A 22,398-nucleotide genomic window follows, 5' to 3' on the forward strand; every position below is an offset into this window, starting at 1 on the left:
CCAACCTACATTCTTGCTGTCTGCTGCAAAGAGATCCAAAATGGATCTCTTTAGTTTTATATCATTTCGTTTACTTCACCTGCTTCCCGAATAATACCGGACAAGAAGTAACTTTATCAATCTTTTAGTTCATATCACTGATTTTTATCTGATCATAATACTTCGTCATATTCCAGTTTAAGTTGAATGGACTCAATCATCTCATCACGTATGGCTAAAGCTTCAGTGTATGGTAAATATCCCTCACTACCCATAAAAGAAAAATCCATTTCTCCCCTATAGGTAGATGTTACCATGGTCGTTGTATTGCCCAGAGGACCGATTACAGAAGGACTGAATATGGTTTCAACGGAAAATTCTTTATAGTTCTCAGGAATCTGGATCCTTCCCAGATTGGAGAACATACAATCATTGGTAGACCTTCCTTGTTTCAGAAGCCTGGTGAAGTTTTTCAGGGCATCGTGTCCGGACTCCATTACCATCATTACCATGTACGGGTTAAGCTTGGATGTTTTACGTTCCACATCTTCCTGCATAAGCGTCAGATTGTCTTCAAAGCTCACTTTTTCATTGGATGACAGGGTAATCATCAGCCCGAAAGCAAAGATATGATCCTCTTTTATCTGTGAGGCAAAACGCCTGATATCTACAGGACAGGAAACTTTATTGAAAGCCGCCGGACCTTTTACTTTCTTAAAAGCCTTAAGCAATGAAGCGCTCAAAAAAGTATTCACGGTAACCTTCATGGCTTTACAGTAAGAGATCAGTTGGCTGCTTGTCTCACGATCAAATTTCCAGTGGATGAAGTAGTCATTTTTCCGGTCAATGGCTTTTTTGTTCACGGGTATGTATTTTATCGCTGTGGCAGCGACTCTCCCGATAAATTTTGCTTTCAGCCGCTGTCTCCGGTTCAATAAAATAGCTGATGGAACCACATCCTCAATTCCCAATATCGGATTCTCTGTTCCAATATCTGCCAAAGGATTATCCAATACCTTTAAAAATTCATCTAAAAATGCCATTGCAGAACCACCGTCAGAAAGACAATGATGGAAAACAAAAAGCATATCTGATACTCCTTCTCCCTTGATCCATACAAACCGGATAAGAGGAAATTGGTCATACTTAAAAACGGTTTGCCATTCCTTTATGGATTCTTCCTGCCAATCGTTTTCCCCTTTTCTGACCACAGTCCTTACAGGAATAGGAACAATAGGATCCGGTACTTCAAACCACGGTACTTTCTTTTCATCATGTGTGATGAGTGCTCTCAGCCAAGGGTGCTTGACCTGGATCTGATATAAGGCATGCCGCACGTCTTCTTCCCTGAAATCTCCTTTTAACCGGAAGGGAATAATTGCATTGAAGGGTTCCGTTCCATCCCCCAGCAACATGCGCTCACCAAATAACAATCTTCTTTTCATGACTTAAACAGAAACTAATGTTGATTGTTCTTGTTGTACAAAATTCTCCAGTAGCTCTACAGCCTTATCATTACCTCCGGCAGTAAGGAATGTTGTCTGAACTTCTTTTGCTGCATTGCGGTAAGCAGGATTTTCCAGCAATTCAAAAACCGTTTCACGGAGCGAATCTATGCGTAATCTTTTATAGCGGATACTCTTGCCACAACCAGCCTGTTCGATGAGTTTTGCGATGTGGAAATGATCGTAGGCAATCGGTGTGATCAGCATTGGTAATCCATTACGGAATGTATCATTAACTGTATTAAAACCTCCGTGGCAAATTACCATATCCATATGAGGCATTAATGCCGATTGAGGTACAAAACTGTTTACAATGAAATTAGAAGGCCATTCTTCAAAAATATCCGGTGGCGTGGCCGCAACGATAGTTACCGGCTGATCCGCGAATGCCGCAATGATCTTTTCGAAAAAGGCTTTTCTGATGTCTACAAGGAGTGTTCCTAATGATACAAATATTTTAGGTGTAGTAGCCGCATGCAAACGATCCCAGTCAAAAGGAGCATCATTGGGACGTCCTTTCACAGGACCTACAAATTTCATATGGTCAGGTACTGTTTCAAAACCTGCGAAAGCCTGAGATGTAAATACAAGGTTTAATTTATGGGAATGGATGAAAATTCCATCATCATCAATCCCCACTTCTTTTTGGAGATCTTTGATGAGGTTTTGTTGCCATTCAAATATTTTTGGAGCACTTTTTTCTGTATCTCCCATAACATCCGGGGGTACAGGAGTAGTTGTTACACATGGAATATTGTGTTTATGAGCAAAAAGGGCACCTCCGAAAGTAATACAGTCATTAACGATAACATCAGGTTTCCAGTTTTCAGTAAGACGGCTTAATCCCGGCATCATCATTTTGGCAAAAGGAACATAAGTTTCCTCTAATGCCAGTTTCATAACTTCAGGCCCGGAACAGGCGGGTCCGTCATCCTGTCTTTTTAAAATACGTTTGATCTCATCCTGATAGGGAATAAGATCTTCTTCAGGGTAGAAATACGATCCTCCTTCCGGAATGTGTTCATCTCCTAGCGGGGTAATCCCGAACCATTTTACTTCGTGCCCTCTTGCGATAAGGCTTACACCGACGCTCAGAGTAGGACTGATATGTCCAAAAAAAGGAGGGATAACAAACAGGAATTTCGAACGGGATTTTATCTTTTGTGTGGCATCGGTAATAGCTTTTTCCAGTAAATTGGCAGCTGTTACCGTACCTCCGGCCTCAATAAAAGACTGACGGATGATTTCTGCTGCTTTACGATAATCAGGATTGTTAAGGATCTGCTGTACAGCCTCTTTTAAATGGTTTGATTTGAAGCGGTTAAAATTAAGACGCTCACCAGCTCCTGTACGTACTACACGTCCTGCTACATGGGACTGGTCATAGGCAATCGGAATAACAACCAACGGCAGTCCGTTTGAAAGCGTTTCGGATACCGTATTATGTCCCCCATGGCAAACGACACCATCAAGATGCGGCAAGAGATCCAATTGAGGAACCTGCTGATATACCATGAAATTTTCCGGCCAGCTGTCGAAAAGCTGAGGATCTGAAACAACTACAACCGTTAGGTCTTCATCTTTAAATGCATCAACTACTTTTTGGAAAAAAGCTTTTTTATGATCATGATCGAAAGTCGTACCGATGCTTACAAGAATTTTCTTTTGAGTGCTGCTGTTAAACCTTTCCCAGTCGAACTCACAGGATATCCGGCGTTCCGTAAGAACAGGACCTGTAAACTGGTAATTGGAAGGTAGTTCCATTTCACCAAAGAAATATCTGGACGTTAAAACCATTGTTAAGAGGTCTGAGGAAGCCAAAGAATGGTCTTCCATTATTCCCAGTTCCTTTTGCAGTTCAATGATTTTATTTACTTCCCACTCATGAACCTTTGGTAATTCATCCATGATTTTGATGGCAGCGGGTGCAGTAACAGTAGTACTGTAAGGAAGGTTTAGCTTTTTTGCAGCAATAGCAGCTGCAAATAGCTGATGATCACCGATTACAAGGTCAGGTTTATAAGAATCGAGTAAATGGACAATACCATTATAGCAATGCCTGTTCAGTGGGATAAGTACATCATCATAAAGAAATTTGATGCTGTCTATTCCGTATACTACTTTTTTGGAAATAATATCCAGGAACTGTTCGCTATCTCTTTTTTCTTCGTCAGTTTGATCGTATTGGATAAGCAGGAGCTCTCCTCCTGACGGAAGTTTGGTATTAAGATTTTTGTCAAGACTGATCCATGCCACTTCATGTCCTCTGTTCAATAATTCAGCCCCGATACTCAGGGTAGGGTTGACATGGCCCGTCAACGGTGGAACAACAAATACAAATTTAGCCATGATTTTGTGTTAAGGTGTTAGATTTAGATAATGATTTGGATAAAAAATGCACAATAGCCTCAGCGATCTGAGCGGGTTCCTGTATCGGGATATTATGATCTCCTGGAATGAGTTCAAGTTTTGCCTGGCCGAGTTCTTTCTCTAGCCATTCTCCCGTAGGACGACAATTGGACTGATCCCCATATAAAAGCAATACCGGAACATTTATCTTTGTAAGATCGGTTTCAGTAAAGAAATCTTTCTCTCTGATCATATCCGCTTTGATACTGGTCTCATAAAACAGGAATTCATACATTCTGTGATTTTTTTCCATTTGCCTTTTGCCCATCTGCACTTTTGTAGTGTCTGTAAAATTGGCTACATAATGTACCAGGAATTCCTTACTGTACTGATCGATAATCCCCCGGGTTTCTTCATCCCTGGGATCAGGAGCTTCCATAATTACAAGCTGATTTATGCGGTCTGCATATTTCAGTGCTGTTTTCAAAGCAATAAGTCCCCCGAAACTATAACCTACCAAATGAACTTTTTTCAGGTCAAGGAAATTAATAAGGCCAAGAAGATCGGAAGCCATATTTTCAAGATCGTATCCATCGAGTATACGTTCACTCATTCCATGGCTTTTTAAATCATACATGACTACGTGGTAATGCTGTGCCAGGATGGGTGCTATGTTAAAATAGTAAATGGACAGATTGCTGAACATCCCATGGATAAGCACAACCGTTTCCCGGGCACCTTTATTAAGTTCCTGAATATGAATTTTCCTGTTATCAACTGTAATTATTGGCATTCGTAAATATAATTGATGATCATACGGAGATCCAGGTTGATCAGCTGGTCGAGGTCCATAGAAGACAACCACCCTGTAAAATCAATCTGATCGCCAAAATGTGCTTTTATTTTTTCTGAGAAAGAGACAATTTCTATACTGTCCATTTCAAGATCTTTAGTAAACGAACTCTCCGGAGTGATATCCATCTCTTCAACAAATTCCTCTCCTATAACTTCAGTGATAAAACCTTTCAAAAGAGTGAATAATTCCTCGTGATTCATTTTTAATGTGTTGTTCATAGTGTCCATCCGATAATATAATTTTGATGTTTTATGGTTTTTATTTCAGTTTGGTTGATCCACAAATGATCATCCTTTATTAGTTGTACTTCATATGCTTTAGGATTGCCTTGCAGTCCTTTTCCCAGGAACTTTCCATAGGCTTCTTTGGCAACCCAGAATCGGGTCGTCCATTCCGCCTGATCCCTGTCCTTTAATAATTCCAGCTCTGAATCTGTGAATACCAGATCATAGAAACCGGAACTTCTTTCCTCGATCGTTTCCATATCAATTCCTACGGACTTTCCATGGCGTGCGATAGCTACAGCCTCTTTTCCCTTATGGGCAAGGGACACATGGATATCCTGTGTGAAATCGCTGATGAGGTAAGGCTTGCCCAGTTCATCTGAGCCTATTTCAAATGTAATAGGATAGCAGGCGTGATTCTTTTGTTCACGGAGTAAATTCCTTACGGCGTCTTTTACGGCAACGCGGCTCACCATCCAGTTTTTCTTCTTGTTGGGTAGTAGTTTTTGGTGGTATTGTTTTTCCGTCTGGTTGAAATATCGCTTCAGGATAAAGTCCCAGGAAGCCACTCTGGTATAAGCCTGATGGAAGAAAAATACCTGAGGTGCTATTTCTTCTGAAAGACGGTTGTGAAGAGGAGACATGGAAACATTCCATAATGCTTCATCGATTTCAAGTCTTCTGTTCTGCCAGCCTGTAATGGCACACCACACCTTTCCATCTCTTTTCAGTATAATGTTGGCGGTGGCAAATTCCTCATTTAAATCGGTAAGAATACATGTACATTCGAATAATCCGTCCTGGTCTTCCATGTTTCCGAAGAATTCAATATCCCTTATTTTTACCGGAAAAGCAATCCTGTCTTTAGTAAGGGTAAGCTGCAGCCACAAGCCAAACAGTTGTCCTGCATTATCCAACAGGGAACCTTTTCCGCCATTTCCTTTAATCGTTCCTATAATACCTTTACTTCCAACGGATAAAATTTCTGTAATTCCCTGATAAGCATCTCCATGGAACATATGTTTATCATAGATTTCCTCAGGAGTACGATGGATGGGTAGCAGATCTCCGATCGAAAGATCAAAAACCGGTACGGCAGGAGTTGAAGATCTTAATATGACTTCAGCATTGGCGAAATTTTCTATATCAAGATAAGCGTGGGTTGAAGAACGCCATTCTCCATTCACTGTTTTTTCAAATGGTTTGGCTACGTTCATCCATTGGAATACGCTAATGTTCATTATTTTATGGACCTGCATTTCCGGGATCTCAGCCTGGGCTATTTCTGCCAGTAATTCAAAGATCATGGTCATGGGAATCACAGGTTCCATATCCGTTACATCAGGCCAGCCTGCAGGTTGTCTAAGCAGACTATGGTCGATGAGGTATGGATGGGTATCAAGATTCACATGCAGGGATTTTGAAAAATTCTTGCTTACAGGTGCTTTAGGTTGAGTAATTACCGGACTTTGAGTTGTCGTCTTTGGTCCGTGCTGGAATAGCGTTAAAACTTCTTCCTGCATACGGATCATATCCGCAATATTTTCCTGGAAAGCCTGCACAAGAGGATGCCCGCTTTTCGTTGCGATGGCGGAAGTTCCGTTTTGTGCTGGTACATCAAAAGATTTAGCCAGTGTTTTGGCTTCTTTAAAATTACGGATGATAGGTGATCCCAATTCCAGTTTAATACCTTTACCTGATGATTTTTTAGAAGCGTGATGTATTTCTAAAAAGTCGAGTGAAATATCTTTACCCTCCACAAATAATGCGGCAACGACACGTTGCAGCTGGGCAAGAGAAGATCGGGTAGCGACACTTGATGCTAATGTACTGAATGGTCTTCCTTTCAAGGTATCATCTATAAAGCCGATCAGTCCTCCGGTACCTATCTGGATAAAGAATCTGGCTCCTTCTTCATACAATTTCTCCGTCAGTTCCCTGAAGCGTACAGGCTGAACCAAATGTTCCGCACTTAGTTTTCTGATGGCCTCCTCGTCCGAAGGATAAGGCTCCAACGTCGTTGCAGACCATAACGGGATTTTCGTTTTCTGGAATTGTGCTTTTTCCATTCCCTGCAGGATTATATCCAGTTTATCTGCGATAAAAGGTGAATGGAATCCTGATTGGAAGGGAAGTATCTGATGAAATATCTGCTGGGCTTTTAATAAAGGGACCAGTTCTTCCAGTGCAGCATTACTGCCACAAAGGATTACCTGATTCGGGCAGTTATCATTGGAAATATAGATATTCGGAATTGTTTCAATAATGGGGGTGATGATATCAATACCTGCCCCGATCGCAATAAACTTAGAATCTTTTAGTTCAAATGTTTCAGGATTCAGAACATCGATCAGTGCTTTTACAGAATTCACTTCTGCCAGCTCAGAGGAGTAGCCGGCCAGCCATTCTCCCAAACTGTGTCCTGCATTCATATCCGGTATTATGCCTAGTTTTTTCAATGAATTATCCAGGATGCTGCAGTTGTTGAATATATTTAATGCGTCCGTAAGTAAACCTTCGCCCTCTGTTTGTATTGGTTCTGTTAATCCGAAATAACGGCTTACACTTTCTACTTCGCCTTTTGCCAGTCCATCCAGTCCAGGGAATACAAAAGCAACTTTTCCTCCATCATGAAGCAACGGAGTATTGGTGTACCAGATATCCTGTTTATTACGCCAAGGTTTGTCCTTGGATACAATTTTAATAAGTTTTTCTATTCTTTCAGGAGTAGGATCAAACATGGCCACTCTGTAGTTCCCTTCTCCGGTTGTACTTTCGTTATTCTGTAAAGCTGAAAGTAACTCCTGATGTGTTTTTCTGGCCAGTAGCAATACGCGATCTTTTTTAGGCATATCGTATCCTTCAAGAACCACATGGGCATTGATTCCTCCAAACCCAAATGCATTAACAGCGGCTACCTTCGGTAAGCCGGTTTTGGACCAGCTTGTAGGTTCCTGTACCGGTGCGAATCTGGTTTGCTGCATATCGGCAATAGGATTTTCGCAATATAATGTTGGGGGAAGGATATCATGATGCAGGGCCAGACACGTTTTTATTAAACCTGCAATACCGGCTGCCGGCATGGCATGTCCGATATTGGATTTAACGGATCCGATACCTGCCGTAAGAGCAGATTCTTCTTTTCCAAAAAACTGAGCGAGCGTCTGAAGTTCTGTTTTATCTCCAAGCGGTGTCCCTGTGCCATGGGCTTCAAGATAACCGATTTTCTTTTCATCAAGGTCTGCATTGATCCATGCCTGTTGTAGTGCCTTCAGCTGGCCTTTTGCAGATGGGCTCATAACACTGGTGCCACTGCCGTCACTGCTTACACCAACTCCTTTGATCACGGAATAGATCTTATCCTGATCCCTGATGGCATCTTCCAGACGTTTCAGGACAACAAATCCGCAGCCTTCTCCAATCAATAATCCATCGGCATCCATGCTGAAAGGTTTGATCTGCTGTTGGCGTGACATGGCGCCCAATTGGGCGAAAATACTCCAAAAAGCTGCATTTTGTCCGGTGTGTACGCCTCCGGCAATAACCATATCACAACGGCCCCTGTTAAGCTCCTGAACAGCGTGGTCTACTGCAATCAGGGAACTGGCACAAGCGGCATCTACTGTGAATGCGGCTCCTCCCAGATTGAACCGGTTGGCCACTAAAGAAGCAACAAGGTTAGGGATCAGTCCCATTGCAGTATCTGCAGCAAAGCGTCCTTTTCTTTCCTGGAAAGCATGTTTTACTTTTTCAATTTCTGCAGGAGATATTTGTGGAAGCAACTCCTGAAGCAATGAAGATATTTGTTCCCCGGTCCTTACGATTTCGATAGCACGGGTAGCTCCCGGGCCTGTATAATTTCCTTTACCAATGATGATTCCTGTTTTTTCGAGCGAAACCTGTTTTTTGAATACACCGGCATCGTCTAATGCTTTTTGCACCAGATCAAGGGTTAGCAAATGATCAGGTTCGGTGCCTTCTACAGCTAACGGTAAAATACCATAGGCGGTGGGGTCAAATTCATAATCGGGAATGAATCCGCCACGCTGACAATAAAAACGGTCAACCGAACCTGGTGTATCGCTGAAATGGATCGGATCAATACGATCCGCAGGTGCAGTTTGGGTAGAATCTACCTTATTAATGATATTTTGCCAAAAGGTGTTGGCATCCTGTGCTCCGGGGAAGACACAGGATAGGCCAATTACAGCAATATCTGTTTTTTTCATAGTTATCTGATACAGCGATTTACCAATTATTTCCTGACATGATCAGCACCTGGCTTTCCGTTCCGTACTTGATCTCATTAAGGAAGATCTCTTTTCCCTGATCCAACGGAATCAGAGAGATTCCACGACGTTCATATTCTGTTTCCAGGGTTGAGGAAACCATACCGGCACCTTTCCATGGTCCCCAGTTGATGGAGATCACTTTTCCTGTTAATTTTTTATCCAGAGCTTTGGCGTAATCATCCAATACACTATTGGCTGCTGCGTAGTCCGTCTGCCCTTTATTTCCATATACGGAAGCAATGCTTGAGAAGAGAACTACAAACTGGCATTCCGGACGAAGCTGTTCTGCTAATACACGTAACGGTTTTACTTTGGTATCAAATACACGTCCGAACGAACTGGTTGTTTTCTGTTTAAATAGTTTGTCTTCCAGAAGGCCTGCACCGTGGATCACGCCATCCAGCTGCCCATATTTATCATAAATAGTATTGATAAGATCGCATAATCCGTCTTCGTCACAAAGATCCAGGGAATGGTAAACTACCGTACTTCCAAGTTGTTCCATATCTCTGATAGTACGCAGGATCTGATTGTTCTTAAATACCCTAACCGTTTCTTTTTCTATTTCTGAAGGAGAAGTAAATTGTCCTGTTTTAATCAGGTAACTTCTGATTTCTTCTTTCGTTTTCAGGGTTTCCAATTCTTTAAGATCAGACGTTCCTTCTCGCGGATCTGCAGACCGGCCAACAAGGATATAGGTGCAAGGGTAGGCTTCGGACATGTGTTTAACAAGTTCAGCCGTGATGCCCTGTCCACCACCTAATACAAGCACTACAGATTCTTTGTTCAATTGGATGTGTGCTTCCTCCAGGCTGGTTGATAGAGGAGATGGTATAATATCTACCTTGTGACGTTGGTCATCTTTATAAATAACTTCGGATGGCTTGTCTGTCGTAAGTATTTCTTTTAAGGCAATATCTGCAATTTGATCAAGATCCTGAGGAGTACTCAGGTTGATCAGTCTGCATGATGTTTGCTCATACTCCCTGGCAAGGCTTTTAAAGAAGCCTGGATATCCCTGATAATGGCGTAATACTTTAATATCGGTCAGTTCCTGAAGATGTGCAGGAATATCGGATATCAGGTATACCCATTTTACTTTATCGAAGTCCAGCTTCTTTATAAGGTCAACATATTCAATGATGCCGTTTTTTACTTCAGAAGAGAAGATGTCAAGAATGATAAGCCCGTCAAAATCTTTAAGGTCCGTTTCCATATCGATCACTTCACCGATGGCTCCGCATTTTTCAAGTATATTTTTAATGGCTAATGTTTCTATAATCGTAGCAGGAGTAATGGCGAAACGCTTTCCTTTTATTGTTTCTGTATTTTGTATTGCAGAAACATCACTTGGTGTAAGGTCAAACCTTAGACGTGATAACATGGCCTGTTCCTGAGCTTCTCCTGATATCTGTTCAGTAATTTTAGCTTCTGCTTCATGGCTGGCTTCACTGCTTTTTCCATTAAGCTCACTGATCCATGATGCCAGTCCCCGAAGGGTTTTAATCGCTGCCAGTTTCTCCATGATGTCATCTGCCTGCTCTAAATCTTGTCCGAATCCTATCTTGGTTTTCAGGTCTCCGATAATTTCCATTCTTTTGATGGAATCGATGCTTAAATCTGCTTCAAGATCCAAGTCCAGACCCAGCATTTCTTTCGGATATCCTGTTTTTTCACTTACAATATCCAGGATTGCATTTTGAAGATCTTCCAGGGAAAAAGAAGGCTGATTTTTCGGTTCTGCAACTTCTACGGCCTCAGTTTTTGTATTCACTGCAGCAGGAGCTCCCATAAATTCCGTAAGCCAGGAAACCAGTCCGTTTAAAGTTTTGATAGAGGCAAGTTGCTCCATTACAGTGTCTTCATTAGAACTGTCCATAGATAAAGCACCCAGCTCACTTCGAAGTGTTCCTATGATCTCAACTCTTTTGATGGAATCAATACTAAGGTCCGCTTCAAGATCCATTTCCATACCCAGCATTTCATGCGGGTATCCGGTTTTTTCGCTTACGACCTGTAATAATAAAGTTTTAACGTCTTTTGTTGGGGCTTGTTTTGTCTGAGTAACAACTGCCGGTTTTTCTGTAACGATTTGCGAAGCTGGTATCGTAACCACGTTGTTAGCCCCGTTGGTTCCATTGGTTGCGTTTGTTACCGGTGCGTGATACACGGGAGCAGAAGTAATTTGAGGATTCTGACCCAGGAACGAAAGCATTACATCCCTTTGAGCCTGTATCATCATCTTCATACTATTTAAATATTCCTGCAGCATACGCTCGGCGGCTGGTAAATTCTCGGTTGCAGGTGCTTGATTATTAGTAAAGTTGTTCATTTGGATAGGGTTTAAAATGGGTAGTGCACCATTGGCAGGCAAATTACCTGTAGTAGGGTGTGCTGTTTGTCCGTTAACACGCCAGATGGCTGGGTTTTTCTTATAAAGATCAGGTTGGTCAATCTGAATAAATCGAGTATTGCGGCCATCGAAAAGCTTGCTGATGTCAAAGTTTCGACCCGTACCTAAGTACTGGGCAAGCATGCACAGAAGATGGCTGAATTTATTACGACTGTTGTCTTCCACAAACAAGGTCAACTGATCTTTACCTAAGGAAGATTGCGTTAATCCGGTAAGTACTTTTCCTGGTCCTACCTCGATGAATATTCTCGCTCCGTCTTCGTACATCGCCTGAATTTGCTCTACAAATCTCACCGGCTGTACAAGATGGTCTGTTAGTCTTTCCTTTATTTCTGAAGATCCTGTCGGATATACTGTTGCGGTAGTATTCGACCAGACAGGAATCTGCATTTCCTCAAATGGAATATCGTTGAGTACCGTTGTATACAGATCTTTGGATTTGGCAACAACAGGACTATGGAATGCACAGGCAACCTCCAGCTTTTTAGCAGAAATTCCTTCCTGTTTAAGGATTGTTATCAGGTTATTGATTGCATTGGTACTTCCTGCAACCACACACTGGGAAGGTGCATTATAGTTTACGGGATAGCAGCCTTCAGTTTTTTCAAGGATCGGTAATAAACGTTCTTTTGTTATGCTTACAGCTACCATGGTACCCGGATCTCCGCCTTCCACAGAGTCCAGAATAGCATGCGCCCTGCGTCTGCTAAGGTCTACAAGTTTTTCTTCTTTAAAAACACCGGCAAAACATAATGCAGGCAGTTCTCCGTAGCTGTGACCAGCGAGCATATCCGGAACAATTCCCAGGGATTGAAGGAATTTAGCCAGTGCAAGATCCACAATTCCTAAAAGAGGTTGTGCCAGGCGGGTATCTTTAATGGTTTCTTTTTGTTGCTTTAAAGTTTCCGGATCGAAAGACGTAGAAGGGAAAACTACTTTTTCGAGCTCAGGGTACTGGTCCAGAAGTTTACGCATTGCAGGGAATACGACAAACAGATCACGCGCCATATTGATACGCTGGCTGCCTTGTCCCGGGAATAAAAAGGCTACCTTACCGGCTTTCTTATTAACGGTAAAAGTGTCTTTGGTTTCGATGCCGGACAGGATCAGCTCGATCTTCATCATCAGATCTTCAGCTGTGTCCGCTACAATACTCAACTGGACAGGCTTTTCAGAACCTACGCTTAAGCTGTATGCTATATCTTTCAATGAGATATCATCATTGATTTCCAGTAAAGAAGTGATCTGGCTTAGCTGGCTTTTTGCTTCTTCATAAGTATCTCCACGGAATACAAATAATTCCGATGGCCATGATTGCATGGTCACAGGCTCTTCCTGTTTCAAATGATTGGCAATCACAGTATGGAAATTGGTTCCGCCAAATCCAAAAGCACTGATTCCCGCATAACGGTTTTCATCGCCCCACAATCCGCTTTCTGCATAGAATGCAAAAGGACTGGTTTGTGCATTATAATAAGCATTAGGCTGCTGAAGGTGAAGGGTAGGTGGTTTTACACCATGATACACTGCTAATGATGCTTTGATCAGCCCTGCTAATCCTGCCGCGCATTTGGTATGTCCGATCTGGGTTTTTACAGATCCCAGGTGAGTCTGGCCCGGTATCGCTCCAGAGCGGCTGAATAGATTGGTTAATGCATTAAGTTCGGTCTTATCTCCGACTACGGTTCCTGTACCGTGAGCTTCTATTAATCCTACAGCTGCAGGACTAATACCTGCTTGGGCATAAGCACGTTCCAGTGCTCTTACCTGGCCAATTTTTCGTGGAGCAGTAAGCCCTAAAGCCTTACCATCACTGGATCCTCCGACACCTTTGATCACCGAATAAATGCGGTCACCATCACGTAAGGCATCTTCATATCGTTTCAGGACAAGAATAGCAACCCCTTCTCCTAGGGCAATTCCGTCGGCTTCACTGTCAAAAGTTGCACATCTTCCTTTTCGGGAAAGTGCATGTGTGCTTGAAAACATAAGATAATCGTTGATCCCGTTGTGCAAATCTGCTCCACCGGCCAGCACCATATCCGATTTGCCTAATACAAGCTCCTGGCATGCTAGTTCTATTGCGGCCAGAGATGATGCGCAAGCGGCATCTACCGTGAAATTTCTTCCACCAAGGTCCAGACGGTTGGTGATTCTTCCGGCGATTACATTGGCTAAAATACCCGGGAATGAATCTTCTGTAGTATGTGGGAATGCTTCTTTTACTTCGTCATGAAGTTCCCCGAAAACCTGTTTGTAATACCCTCTGAAACTGTAGCTGTTCGCAAGGTCATTACCACCTTCAGCTCCTATGATTACAGAGATATTTTCTCTGTTGATATGTTTCTCACCATAACCTGCATCTTCCATGGCACGTTTGGCCACCAGTAATGTTAATAATTGTGTAGGTTCAATAGCGGCGAGAGATTGAGGAGGTATTCCGAAGGCAAGCGGATCAAAATCAATTTTCGGAATGAATCCACCCCATTTGGAATGGGATACATCCGGTCCATCTGAATCCGGATGATAATAGAGCTCTTTATTCCATCGTTCATCGGGTACTTCTGTTACACTGTCTTTTCCTAAAATGATATTACGCCAGTATTCTTCCAGATTTTTTGCACCCGGAAATATACATTCCATACCTATGATTGCTATGTCAAGCGGTTTTTCATGAGAAGATGGTTCTTCCGGTAAAGCGGCATCCTGTATATATTTAAAATTATCTACAGCAACATCTTCATGAAGGTCCGAAATCGAAATAACTCGGTCGTGCATGGTAGCGATCTGACCAATCATGTACATCCCAAGATCCAGCTGTTGATTTTTAGGAATATTAACGAGTTGGTCCCCCTGACGATCTACTCCTTTTGCTGCAATCCTCAGACGGCCTACGTTGAGCTTTTCAAGCTGTTCCCAAACCTGTTTTTTATCCATTCCGGCTGCCAGAAGTTTTGTTTTTTCAGCACTGAAATGTTGAGCAAATGCCGTGTTCAGGCAACGCGTTTCATGTCCCGGTGCGGTTTCCAATAAAACGGTGTCTTTTGCCTGCATGGCTTGTATCTGGAATTCTTCCTGGATAGCACCCGTAAGTACGGCTTCCTGGGTATAAAGATATGCTGTACCCATCAATACTCCAACCTTTACACCTCTTGCTGCAAGAGGTGCTGCCATGATAGAAACAAATGCCGTTGAAAATGCATTATGGATCCCACCTGCAAAAAAGACGCTGATATTTTCCGGGTGTTCTTCTTTTAATATACGTTCAATTTGTTTTTCCCAAAGAACAGTGCTTGAAAGCGGTCCTACGTGTCCGCCACATTCGCGTCCTTCAAATATGAAATTTCGGGCTCCTTCTTTTAAGAAAATGTCCAGCAAAGCCGGTGAAGGAACATGAAGAAAGGTCGTTATTCCCGCTTTTTCAAATATTTTTGCCTGGGCAGGTCTTCCTCCGGCAATTAAAACTACAGGAGGTTTTGCCTCCAATATATAAGAGGTTTGCTCATCTCGTAATTCCTGGGGAGCAAATCCTAAAATTCCTACACCCCAAGTTTTTTCTCCCGCAAGCTTTTTAGTATCCATAACCAAATCTTTAGCCTGGTTTCCTTTAAGTAAAGAAAGGGCAACGAAAGGCAAGGCGCCTGCATCAGCTACAGCGTTAGCGAACGAAGGAACATCACTGACACGGGTCATTGGGCCCTGAGCAATAGGGTAACGAAGGTTTAGCTCTTTCGCTAAAGCATTTTCCTCGTCAATTACCTGTAGGGCTTTTGCCTGTTTAAGGTGTCCATACATGGCTTCTTTAAATCCAAAAACCATTTTCTTCAGGTTTTTGAAGTCTTCAAAGAGGTCTGTTGCTAATGAAATATCTTGTCCCATTGGGATATAGCTGTTAGCCGGGTCAAGATCTGTGAAAAATTCTTTAAGGTCTTCTTCGGTGGCATTTTCCGGTAAAGAAGGTGAGTTGGGTCTTACCAAAACACGATGGTTAGCAATGATTTTTGTTTCGGTTCCGTTAAGCTTTGAGCAGAGATCTTTTAGATCCTGTGGAACAGAGCTTTCCGGAAACAGCGAAAGCTGGCTGTCCAGTACAACACCGGTTGCTCCCAGTGCTTTTGCAGCGGCAGCGGTATGAAGTCCCACGCCTCCCTGGATCCATACCGGGATAGAGGTTACTTCTTTTATGATTCGCTGAAATAAAACGAATGTTGACTCATATCCTACAAGTCCACCGGCTTCATTTCCTTTAATAATAATACCTGCAGCTTCCATACGCTCAGCTTCTTTGGCTTCTTCCAGACTGCTTACCTGATAAACAATCGGTAAATTCGGGAAGAGATTGGCGGAAGTGCCAAATGGAAGGATCACAAATTCTACTTTTTCAGAGATTTGAAGGGATTCGAATTTATCATCGGAGGAATAAATACCGTAAGAAGGTATATCGGTCTGGTCTAATTGATGAAGTGCTGCCTGGGCGATTGCTGACTCATGTCCCAAACTTAAAACAGCAAATGCACCTGCCTGGTGTAGTTTTAATATAAGATGGGCATCCGGCTTCTCGAAAGGAGTAAGCCCAATAATAGTTATGTTTTTCATGGCGTTTTTATATTGAGTGATCAGGATTCCTATAACCAATCGGTAAAACGTTTAATGTTATATCCGGTTGTTTTGTTATGGAGGAATAAAAATAGTAAAATTATATTATATATTCAATAATAAATAGTATTTAATGATTATTCTTTAATTTTAAAAGAATTGGTTTTCCAAAATGCTATTGAGCGGTGCTTATAAGGCATGCATTCTACATTGCTCTTTTCATGGGGCTTTAAGTCGATGGTGATTAGATTTTTCATTACATTTATAATTTTGAGATAAACGGCGGGAAATGTCATAGCAGGATGCTGAACGTCCGATATATAGAACGATCGTCTGTTATGATGGAATAAAAATAATTAATTCTGTGATATGTTTAATAATAAAGGCGATTTGGTAATGATTTTTTAACAATGACTCTTTTTAGCCTTCAAATATCATTAAACACCTGAAACTTATATTTTTATTCTTATGAAAAAACTGGTACAATCTATGTGATAATAATTATAAATATTTATAATTATTTAGCAATATTAAGCAAATATATGAATAAAAATGTGATATTTCAATAGGTGGAGATTTGTTTTTTTAATATTACAAAAAGATAACATACAAATAGGGGTATATTTGGAAAAAATGAGCAGACTGAATTGGTAGAAAATTCAGTTGATTTTGTATAAAGATGGTCACATCCATATCATAAAATCCGTACTCCAAATAATGCTAATTATCTGTTTCTTAAATTTTTATTCCGGTCATTAAACGGGTACAATCTGTGTTACTTCAATTGTAAAATGTTTACAATTATCCGATAACGTCACGCAAATGTACAAATAAAAATTAAATATTTCAACGGGTAGGGATTTGTTTTTTGTATTACAAAAATATAATATTAAAAACGTTGTCTTTTTTACAAAACGAATGAGAATCAATTCGATGAATTGCTTCAATAATTTTGTACCAAGCTGGTCAGTTTAAGTGCTGATAATTGAACAGGGTTGCAGCAACAATATGACAAGATTATTGATAATAGGGATGATCAGGGAAAATGGATTGATGGTAAGTGTTTAAAATTTTAAGTAATTTATATGTGTAGCGTTGCTGTATTTAATAAATTAGCGGACTAAATATTTAAATTATTAATGAAAAGTTTGGTAGTATGAAAAATTATAAAATTAAGTTTAAAAGATTTAGGAAAAACTTAGAAAGGGGAAAGTTGTTTCATAAGAATAAGATTATTGGTCAAATTATGGTAACGACCTTCCTGTTCGTTTGTAGCTTTAGTTTTAGCCAGACCCATAATTCTGAATTTAATAGTTTGTATGCGCAAATACAGACAAAAAACTTCTTCAGTGCACGTGAAATTTTTGCAACAGCCGTGAAAAAATTGCCGGTAGAATACCAATACTTTACGGAAGCGATTCTTAACAATGCATTCAATAAGCCCCGGGAGTCCGACCTGAAAATTTTGAAACTGGAAGAGTTGAAAACAATAACGCTACCAGATTCACTACTGTTGAAAATATCTCATCTCAAAGAGGATAACAGTATGAAGCAATATGATTATGCGGGAGCAAAAACTGCGGTACAGAATACCCTGAAAAAATATGATCAGATATTGACAGAAGAAGAGAGGAGTGATCTGAAGAATAACCTGAAAATCTGGACAGCACTTGAAAAGGAGCCTCGTCAGAAAGTTACGATGAAAGGGAGTACAAACATGAAAATGGAAAAAGATGTGGCTAATTTAAAAAATCTCAAAGTGCAGATTGGTGACGATTTTATGAATTTTATTTTCGATACGGGAGCTAATATATCTACTATTTCAGAATCTGCGGCTAAGCGTTTGAAAATGAGGATTATTCCCGCAGGCATAGATGTGGATGCAATTACCGGTATATCCGTAAAGGCTGACCTGGCGGTTTGTGAAAAGTTTAAGCTAGGGAATGTCATCATAGAAAATGCTGTTTTTTTGGTGTTTGCTGATACTGCGCTTAGCTTTCCGCAAATTAAATACCAGATCAATGGCATTCTTGGATTTCCTGTTATTGAAGCACTTCGTGAAGTGCAGCTGACACAGGATGACTATTTTATTGTACCGGAGGCTGAAACCAAAATAAGTAGTCCTTCCAATATGGCGATCGACGGTCTTTCACCTCTTATTTTTATAGATGGAAAACACTATAGTTTTGATACGGGAGCAGATCAGACGATGTTATATGCTCCCTTTTACCAGGAGAATAAAAAAGAAATCGATGAGCATTATAAAGTAAGTAAGATCGACATGGGAGGAGCTGGTGGAAAAGCCGAATACGATGGATTTAAAATAAATCATACTTTCCATATCCTTGGAAAAGAAATCGAATTAAGGGATATCCGTTTACTAAAAGATAAGATCAATAAAGAAACCGTGTATGGAAATATAGGGCAGGATGTTATCCGAAAATTTAATAAAATGACGATGAATTTCGATCAGATGTTCATTAAGTTTGATTAATATAAATTAGAAAAAGATTTAGAAAATAATCCCTCCGGAAAACATCAGGAGGGATTATTTTTTTAGATCAATTATTTCGTAACATTTTGTTACAACGGGTAACAAATAGCTAAAATCTAAAGATTTGAAAAAGACAGATTTAGAATTAGAGTTTGAGCTCAGGCTAAAAGAATATAAACTTTTAATCTATAAGGTTTGCAGGATGTATAGCAATGATCCCAATACTATTCAGGAGATGTATCAGGATATTATTATTCAGTTGTGGAAATCTTATCCGAAATTCAGAGGTGAGTCAAAATTCAGTACCTGGCTCTACAGGATTGCTATTAATACGGTTCTGATGAGTCTTTCCAAACCGAAACGTTCTATTCAGATCATTGATATTGAACTGCAGTACGTTCAGGTCTCCTATGAAGAAGATACGGGATTGAAAGAAGAACAGCATCAACAGTTGTATGTAGCGATACAACAACTGAATGATGTGGAAAAATCGGTTGTAATGTTGTACCTGGAAGATAAATCTTACGATGAAATGGAAGAGATTCTGGGGATCAGCAATGCAACGTTGAGAGTAAAGATGAACAGGATTAAAGACAAATTAAGAACCTTAACAAACAACAAATAAGATGGAATTAGATGTATTGAAAAACAACTGGAAAACAATTTCAGTCAATGTAGATCAGAACGAATTTGATATTATTTCTGCTACTAGAAGAGGGATAGCCTCTCCACTTGATGCCCTCAAAAAAAGAACAAAAAAGCAGCTGATGATTTTACCCGCTCTTTTCGTTTTTTTAATAATTGCAGGCATAAATGCAAATAAAACGGGAAACAGTTTTTTTATATGGGTGGCGGCCGCCATTCTGCCTGTAATGATCATTTATCATTTTTTCAATTTAAAACTGATCAATGGTTTGGAAACGTTTAATGGCCCGGTAAAGAAAGATATTGAAATAAAGATCAGGAAACTTATCAAAAGCAATGGTCGTTATCTTATAGCAACAAGGTTCCTTTTTTTATTGCTGATCATTTCTTCGGAAGTTTTACTCAGATATAATAGGGTGGATTGGATTCAGGGACTTGACCTGCTGGCTAAAATTGATTTTCCTCTCAGATTATGTATATATGTGGCGATATTCGGATTCCATTATCTGATCAGTGAATACACATTTAATAAATATTTTGGACAATACCTTAAAAAACTGAAGGATGTATTAGCTGAAATGCAATAAGGGTAGCCCTTCTGAAATACAGAAGGGCTATTGTTTTCTTTAAGAGTGAGACTGTCCAATAATTATTAGCTGTAGCTATTGTTGTAAACAAGATCCACAAATAACGGCTGGTGTATATCAAAAATCTTAATAGTTATTGTCCAGAATTCTTTGAAGAACTAATTGGGCTTGGTTGGTTTTTTTGTTCTTAATCGCTTTAAATAATTGTTCATGCAAATGATGATTCATTGCAAAACGGCTGATTCCTTGCTTTTCTCTTGCAAGAAAAAAATTACGCATGATTAAGGTGAAACTGTAATATAAATCAGATAATACTGGGTTTGAGGAAGCCTTGGCAATCGCTATATGAAAAGCAATATCTGTATCGGCACAAAGCTGAGCGTCTTCAGCATGAATAGCCAGTCTGCGATTTTCTAAATATTGTTCGATCTCCTGAAGTTGTTCCTCAGTACGATTTTGTGCGGCCAATTTTACAATTTCCTTCTCCAGAAGTCTCCTTACTGCATTGACGTCATCAAAATCTGCACGTCTTAAGCGCTGCTCAATGCTGACCTCCTGGAAGCTGTTATTAACAAAAGTCCCGGATCCCTGCTGTACTTTCAGAATCCCTGAAATGGCCATGGTTTTAATCGCTTCTCTGATCGTGGAACGACCTACGCCATATAACTTCATCAGTTCAGGTTCGGAAGGTATCTTTTCCCCCGCTTTGTATTTCCCTTGAGAAATATCTTTCTTTATCAGACTAATTACCTTTTCGTAAAGTTTCATGATTCGCTAACTCCTTTGCAGCAAACATACGACATTTCTGGTAAACATCATATAATTCCTTAGAATTCTGAGGTAGTTGGACTCGTTGAAAATGTTATTTTACCAGCAAACGCCTTTCAATACAGTTATATAAGTATAAAAATTAAACATATGATGTTTTTTAAAAACATATGATGTTTTGCTTTGAGATGTCATATTTAAATTTTACATTTGTTTTAATATTAATATAAAAAGATATGGCAACAACAAGACGTGGATTTCTTTCCGCAGTATCTTTATCAAGCTTTGGTTTGGTAACAGCATCAACAGGCCTAGATTTATTAATTCCAAAAAAGGCCGAAACTTCAGTAAAAAATGGGTCAAACGATCCCAAGGTAGAAGAATTGGAAGATTTTGTATACGACATTGAAAATGGTAGTAAGGGCTGGGTAGGTCCCGGTGGTACAGCCAAAGAAGCGACTGTAGAAGAATTTCCGGTATCGCAAAGTATTGCAGGAGTAATTATGCGGTTAAACCCGGGTAGCTTCCGTGAATTACACTGGCATTCAATCGCAGCAGAATGGGCTTATGTGTTAGAAGGAAGTGTACGCACAACTGTTGTTGCTCCGGATGGAACTACGGCAACAGATGATTTCGAGAAAGGTGATATCTGGTATTTCCCGAAGGGCCACGGACATTGCCTGCAGTGTATTGGTGATCAATCATGCCTGTTTTTATTAGTCTTTGACAATGGTCACTTTTCTGAATTTGGAACTTTCAGTTCCACAGACTGGATCAACCATCTCTCTCCTGAGATACTGGCACGCAATTCCGGATTACCGGCAAATGCATTTGCATCCTCTCCTCATAAAGAGCTTTATATTGGTACGGGGAAAATAGCCACAGCCAAAAAACCACAAAACATAGATCCCAATATACCTCCAAGTTATGCGGCCCATAAATTTCGCATGGAGACCGATGGTGTTTATGAAAAATATCCTGGTGGTTCTACTATAAAAGTATCTGCTCAGGAATTCCCTATTCAAAAGACTTTAACTGCTTTACGGATGGATATCGAACCAGGAGCAATCCGTGAACTGCACTGGCATCCTAATGCCGACGAGTGGCAATACGTTATGAGCGGACAGGGAAATCTGAGTATTTTTGGTTCACATGGACGGGTAAAAACAATGCCTTATAAAAAAGGTATGGTTTCTTTTATCAAGCAAGGTTTCGGTCACTATATAGAAAACACCGGCACTGAAACCCTTAAATTGATTATTGTTTTCAATTCTGACGAATATCAGGATATATCCTTGAATGACTGGCTGGCCTCTAATCCAGCGCAACTTGTTGAAGATCATTTTGGAATTACCCCAGCCCTGACGGCTAAAATAGCAAATCACAAAAAAGGAATTTTTTAGTTTTGGAAAATATGGAAAAATAAGGCTTCTGAAGTATAATCTCAGAAGCCTTATTAATAAGATGCTGTTTGGGGTTCATTCAGGTTGAAATAATTTTGATGATCCTAAAAGAACAAAATATAAATCAGGAGTATCAAAAATAAAGTCGTTGAGACTCAGTTCTTAGCGGCTGCATTCCTTTATTTTATCTGAGATTCTGCCAGGTTGAAGTTGTTTTACTCAAAAAATTAATTATATTTTTGATAATAATTAATTCTTAGGCATGCCGAATTATGCCATATAACCCT

Annotated in this window: 11 protein-coding genes; 4 read left to right on the plus strand and 7 right to left on the minus strand. The window is 40.3% G+C overall.

Annotated features, from left to right (window positions below):
* Positions 1 to 152: 152 nt before the first annotated feature.
* Genes AAEU33_RS11545 through AAEU33_RS11570 form a run of 6 tightly spaced genes read right to left on the minus strand, consistent with a single transcriptional unit; the run spans position 153 to position 16,214 of the window.
* The gene (locus AAEU33_RS11545) at positions 153 to 1,424 is read right to left on the minus strand and encodes a condensation domain-containing protein (protein ID WP_345987605.1); all 1,272 of its coding nucleotides are present in this window, start codon (positions 1,422 to 1,424) and stop codon (positions 153 to 155) included.
* 3 nt (positions 1,425 to 1,427) lie between these two features.
* On the minus strand, positions 1,428 to 3,833 hold the full coding sequence (locus AAEU33_RS11550; RefSeq protein WP_345987607.1) for a nucleotide disphospho-sugar-binding domain-containing protein: 2,406 nt from the start codon (positions 3,831 to 3,833) through the stop codon (positions 1,428 to 1,430).
* Positions 3,826 to 4,626: an alpha/beta hydrolase gene (locus AAEU33_RS11555; protein ID WP_345987609.1), complete on the minus strand. Its 801-nt coding sequence runs from the start codon at positions 4,624 to 4,626 to the stop codon at positions 3,826 to 3,828. The genes AAEU33_RS11550 and AAEU33_RS11555 overlap by 8 nt, the downstream gene beginning before the upstream one ends.
* Complete coding sequence (locus AAEU33_RS11560; protein ID WP_228456966.1) at positions 4,617 to 4,889, minus strand: phosphopantetheine-binding protein; 273 nt, start codon at positions 4,887 to 4,889, stop codon at positions 4,617 to 4,619. The genes AAEU33_RS11555 and AAEU33_RS11560 overlap by 10 nt, the downstream gene beginning before the upstream one ends.
* Positions 4,890 to 4,903: 14 nt before the next feature.
* On the minus strand, positions 4,904 to 9,142 hold the full coding sequence (locus tag AAEU33_RS11565) for a beta-ketoacyl synthase N-terminal-like domain-containing protein (protein ID WP_345987611.1): 4,239 nt from the start codon (positions 9,140 to 9,142) through the stop codon (positions 4,904 to 4,906).
* Between the two features lie 19 nt (positions 9,143 to 9,161).
* Complete coding sequence (locus AAEU33_RS11570; RefSeq protein WP_345987613.1) at positions 9,162 to 16,214, minus strand: SDR family NAD(P)-dependent oxidoreductase; 7,053 nt, start codon at positions 16,212 to 16,214, stop codon at positions 9,162 to 9,164.
* A 1,156-nt stretch (positions 16,215 to 17,370) separates the two neighbouring features.
* Between AAEU33_RS11570 and AAEU33_RS11575 the strand changes: the two genes are divergently transcribed.
* The 3 genes from AAEU33_RS11575 to AAEU33_RS11585 all read left to right on the plus strand — a co-directional run bounded on the left by AAEU33_RS11575 (position 17,371) and on the right by AAEU33_RS11585 (position 19,940).
* Complete coding sequence (locus AAEU33_RS11575) at positions 17,371 to 18,708, plus strand: retropepsin-like aspartic protease (RefSeq protein WP_345987615.1); 1,338 nt, start codon at positions 17,371 to 17,373, stop codon at positions 18,706 to 18,708.
* A gap of 124 nt (positions 18,709 to 18,832) precedes the next feature.
* Entirely contained in the window at positions 18,833 to 19,333 is a 501-nt protein-coding gene (locus tag AAEU33_RS11580; protein WP_345987617.1) for an RNA polymerase sigma factor, read from the plus strand.
* 1 nt (position 19,334) lies between these two features.
* Complete coding sequence (locus AAEU33_RS11585) at positions 19,335 to 19,940, plus strand: hypothetical protein (RefSeq protein ID WP_345987619.1); 606 nt, start codon at positions 19,335 to 19,337, stop codon at positions 19,938 to 19,940.
* A gap of 126 nt (positions 19,941 to 20,066) precedes the next feature.
* Here AAEU33_RS11585 and AAEU33_RS11590 read toward each other — a convergent pair whose 3' ends face one another.
* Entirely contained in the window at positions 20,067 to 20,708 is a 642-nt protein-coding gene (locus AAEU33_RS11590; protein WP_345987621.1) for a FadR/GntR family transcriptional regulator, read from the minus strand.
* 236 nt (positions 20,709 to 20,944) lie between these two features.
* On the opposite strand from AAEU33_RS11590, the gene AAEU33_RS11595 reads away from it, so the two are divergent.
* Positions 20,945 to 22,111 (plus strand): cupin domain-containing protein, encoded by a 1,167-nt coding sequence (locus tag AAEU33_RS11595; protein ID WP_345987623.1) that lies wholly within the window; start codon positions 20,945 to 20,947, stop codon positions 22,109 to 22,111.
* The last annotated feature ends 287 nt before the right edge of the window (positions 22,112 to 22,398 follow it).

Origin of the sequence: Chryseobacterium sp. Chry.R1, from assembly GCF_039645525.1 — a bacterium.
GTDB lineage: Bacteria > Bacteroidota > Bacteroidia > Flavobacteriales > Weeksellaceae > Chryseobacterium > Chryseobacterium proteolyticum.

Bases quoted from the DNA above. Each gene is read 5' to 3' on its own strand.
- AAEU33_RS11545 (WP_345987605.1), bottom strand. From the start codon at position 1,424: ATGAAAAGAAGATTGTTATTTGGTGAGCGCATGTTGCTGGGGGATGGA.
- AAEU33_RS11550 (WP_345987607.1), bottom strand. From the start codon at position 3,833: ATGGCTAAATTTGTATTTGTTGTTCCACCGTTGACGGGCCATGTCAAC.
- AAEU33_RS11555 (WP_345987609.1), bottom strand. From the start codon at position 4,626: ATGCCAATAATTACAGTTGATAACAGGAAAATTCATATTCAGGAACTT.
- AAEU33_RS11560 (WP_228456966.1), bottom strand. From the start codon at position 4,889: ATGAATCACGAGGAATTATTCACTCTTTTGAAAGGTTTTATCACTGAA.
- AAEU33_RS11565 (WP_345987611.1), bottom strand. From the start codon at position 9,142: ATGAAAAAAACAGATATTGCTGTAATTGGCCTATCCTGTGTCTTCCCC.
- AAEU33_RS11570 (WP_345987613.1), bottom strand. From the start codon at position 16,214: ATGAAAAACATAACTATTATTGGGCTTACTCCTTTCGAGAAGCCGGAT.
- AAEU33_RS11575 (WP_345987615.1), top strand. From the start codon at position 17,371: ATGAAAAATTATAAAATTAAGTTTAAAAGATTTAGGAAAAACTTAGAA.
- AAEU33_RS11585 (WP_345987619.1), top strand. From the start codon at position 19,335: ATGGAATTAGATGTATTGAAAAACAACTGGAAAACAATTTCAGTCAAT.
- AAEU33_RS11590 (WP_345987621.1), bottom strand. From the start codon at position 20,708: ATGAAACTTTACGAAAAGGTAATTAGTCTGATAAAGAAAGATATTTCT.
- AAEU33_RS11595 (WP_345987623.1), top strand. From the start codon at position 20,945: ATGGCAACAACAAGACGTGGATTTCTTTCCGCAGTATCTTTATCAAGC.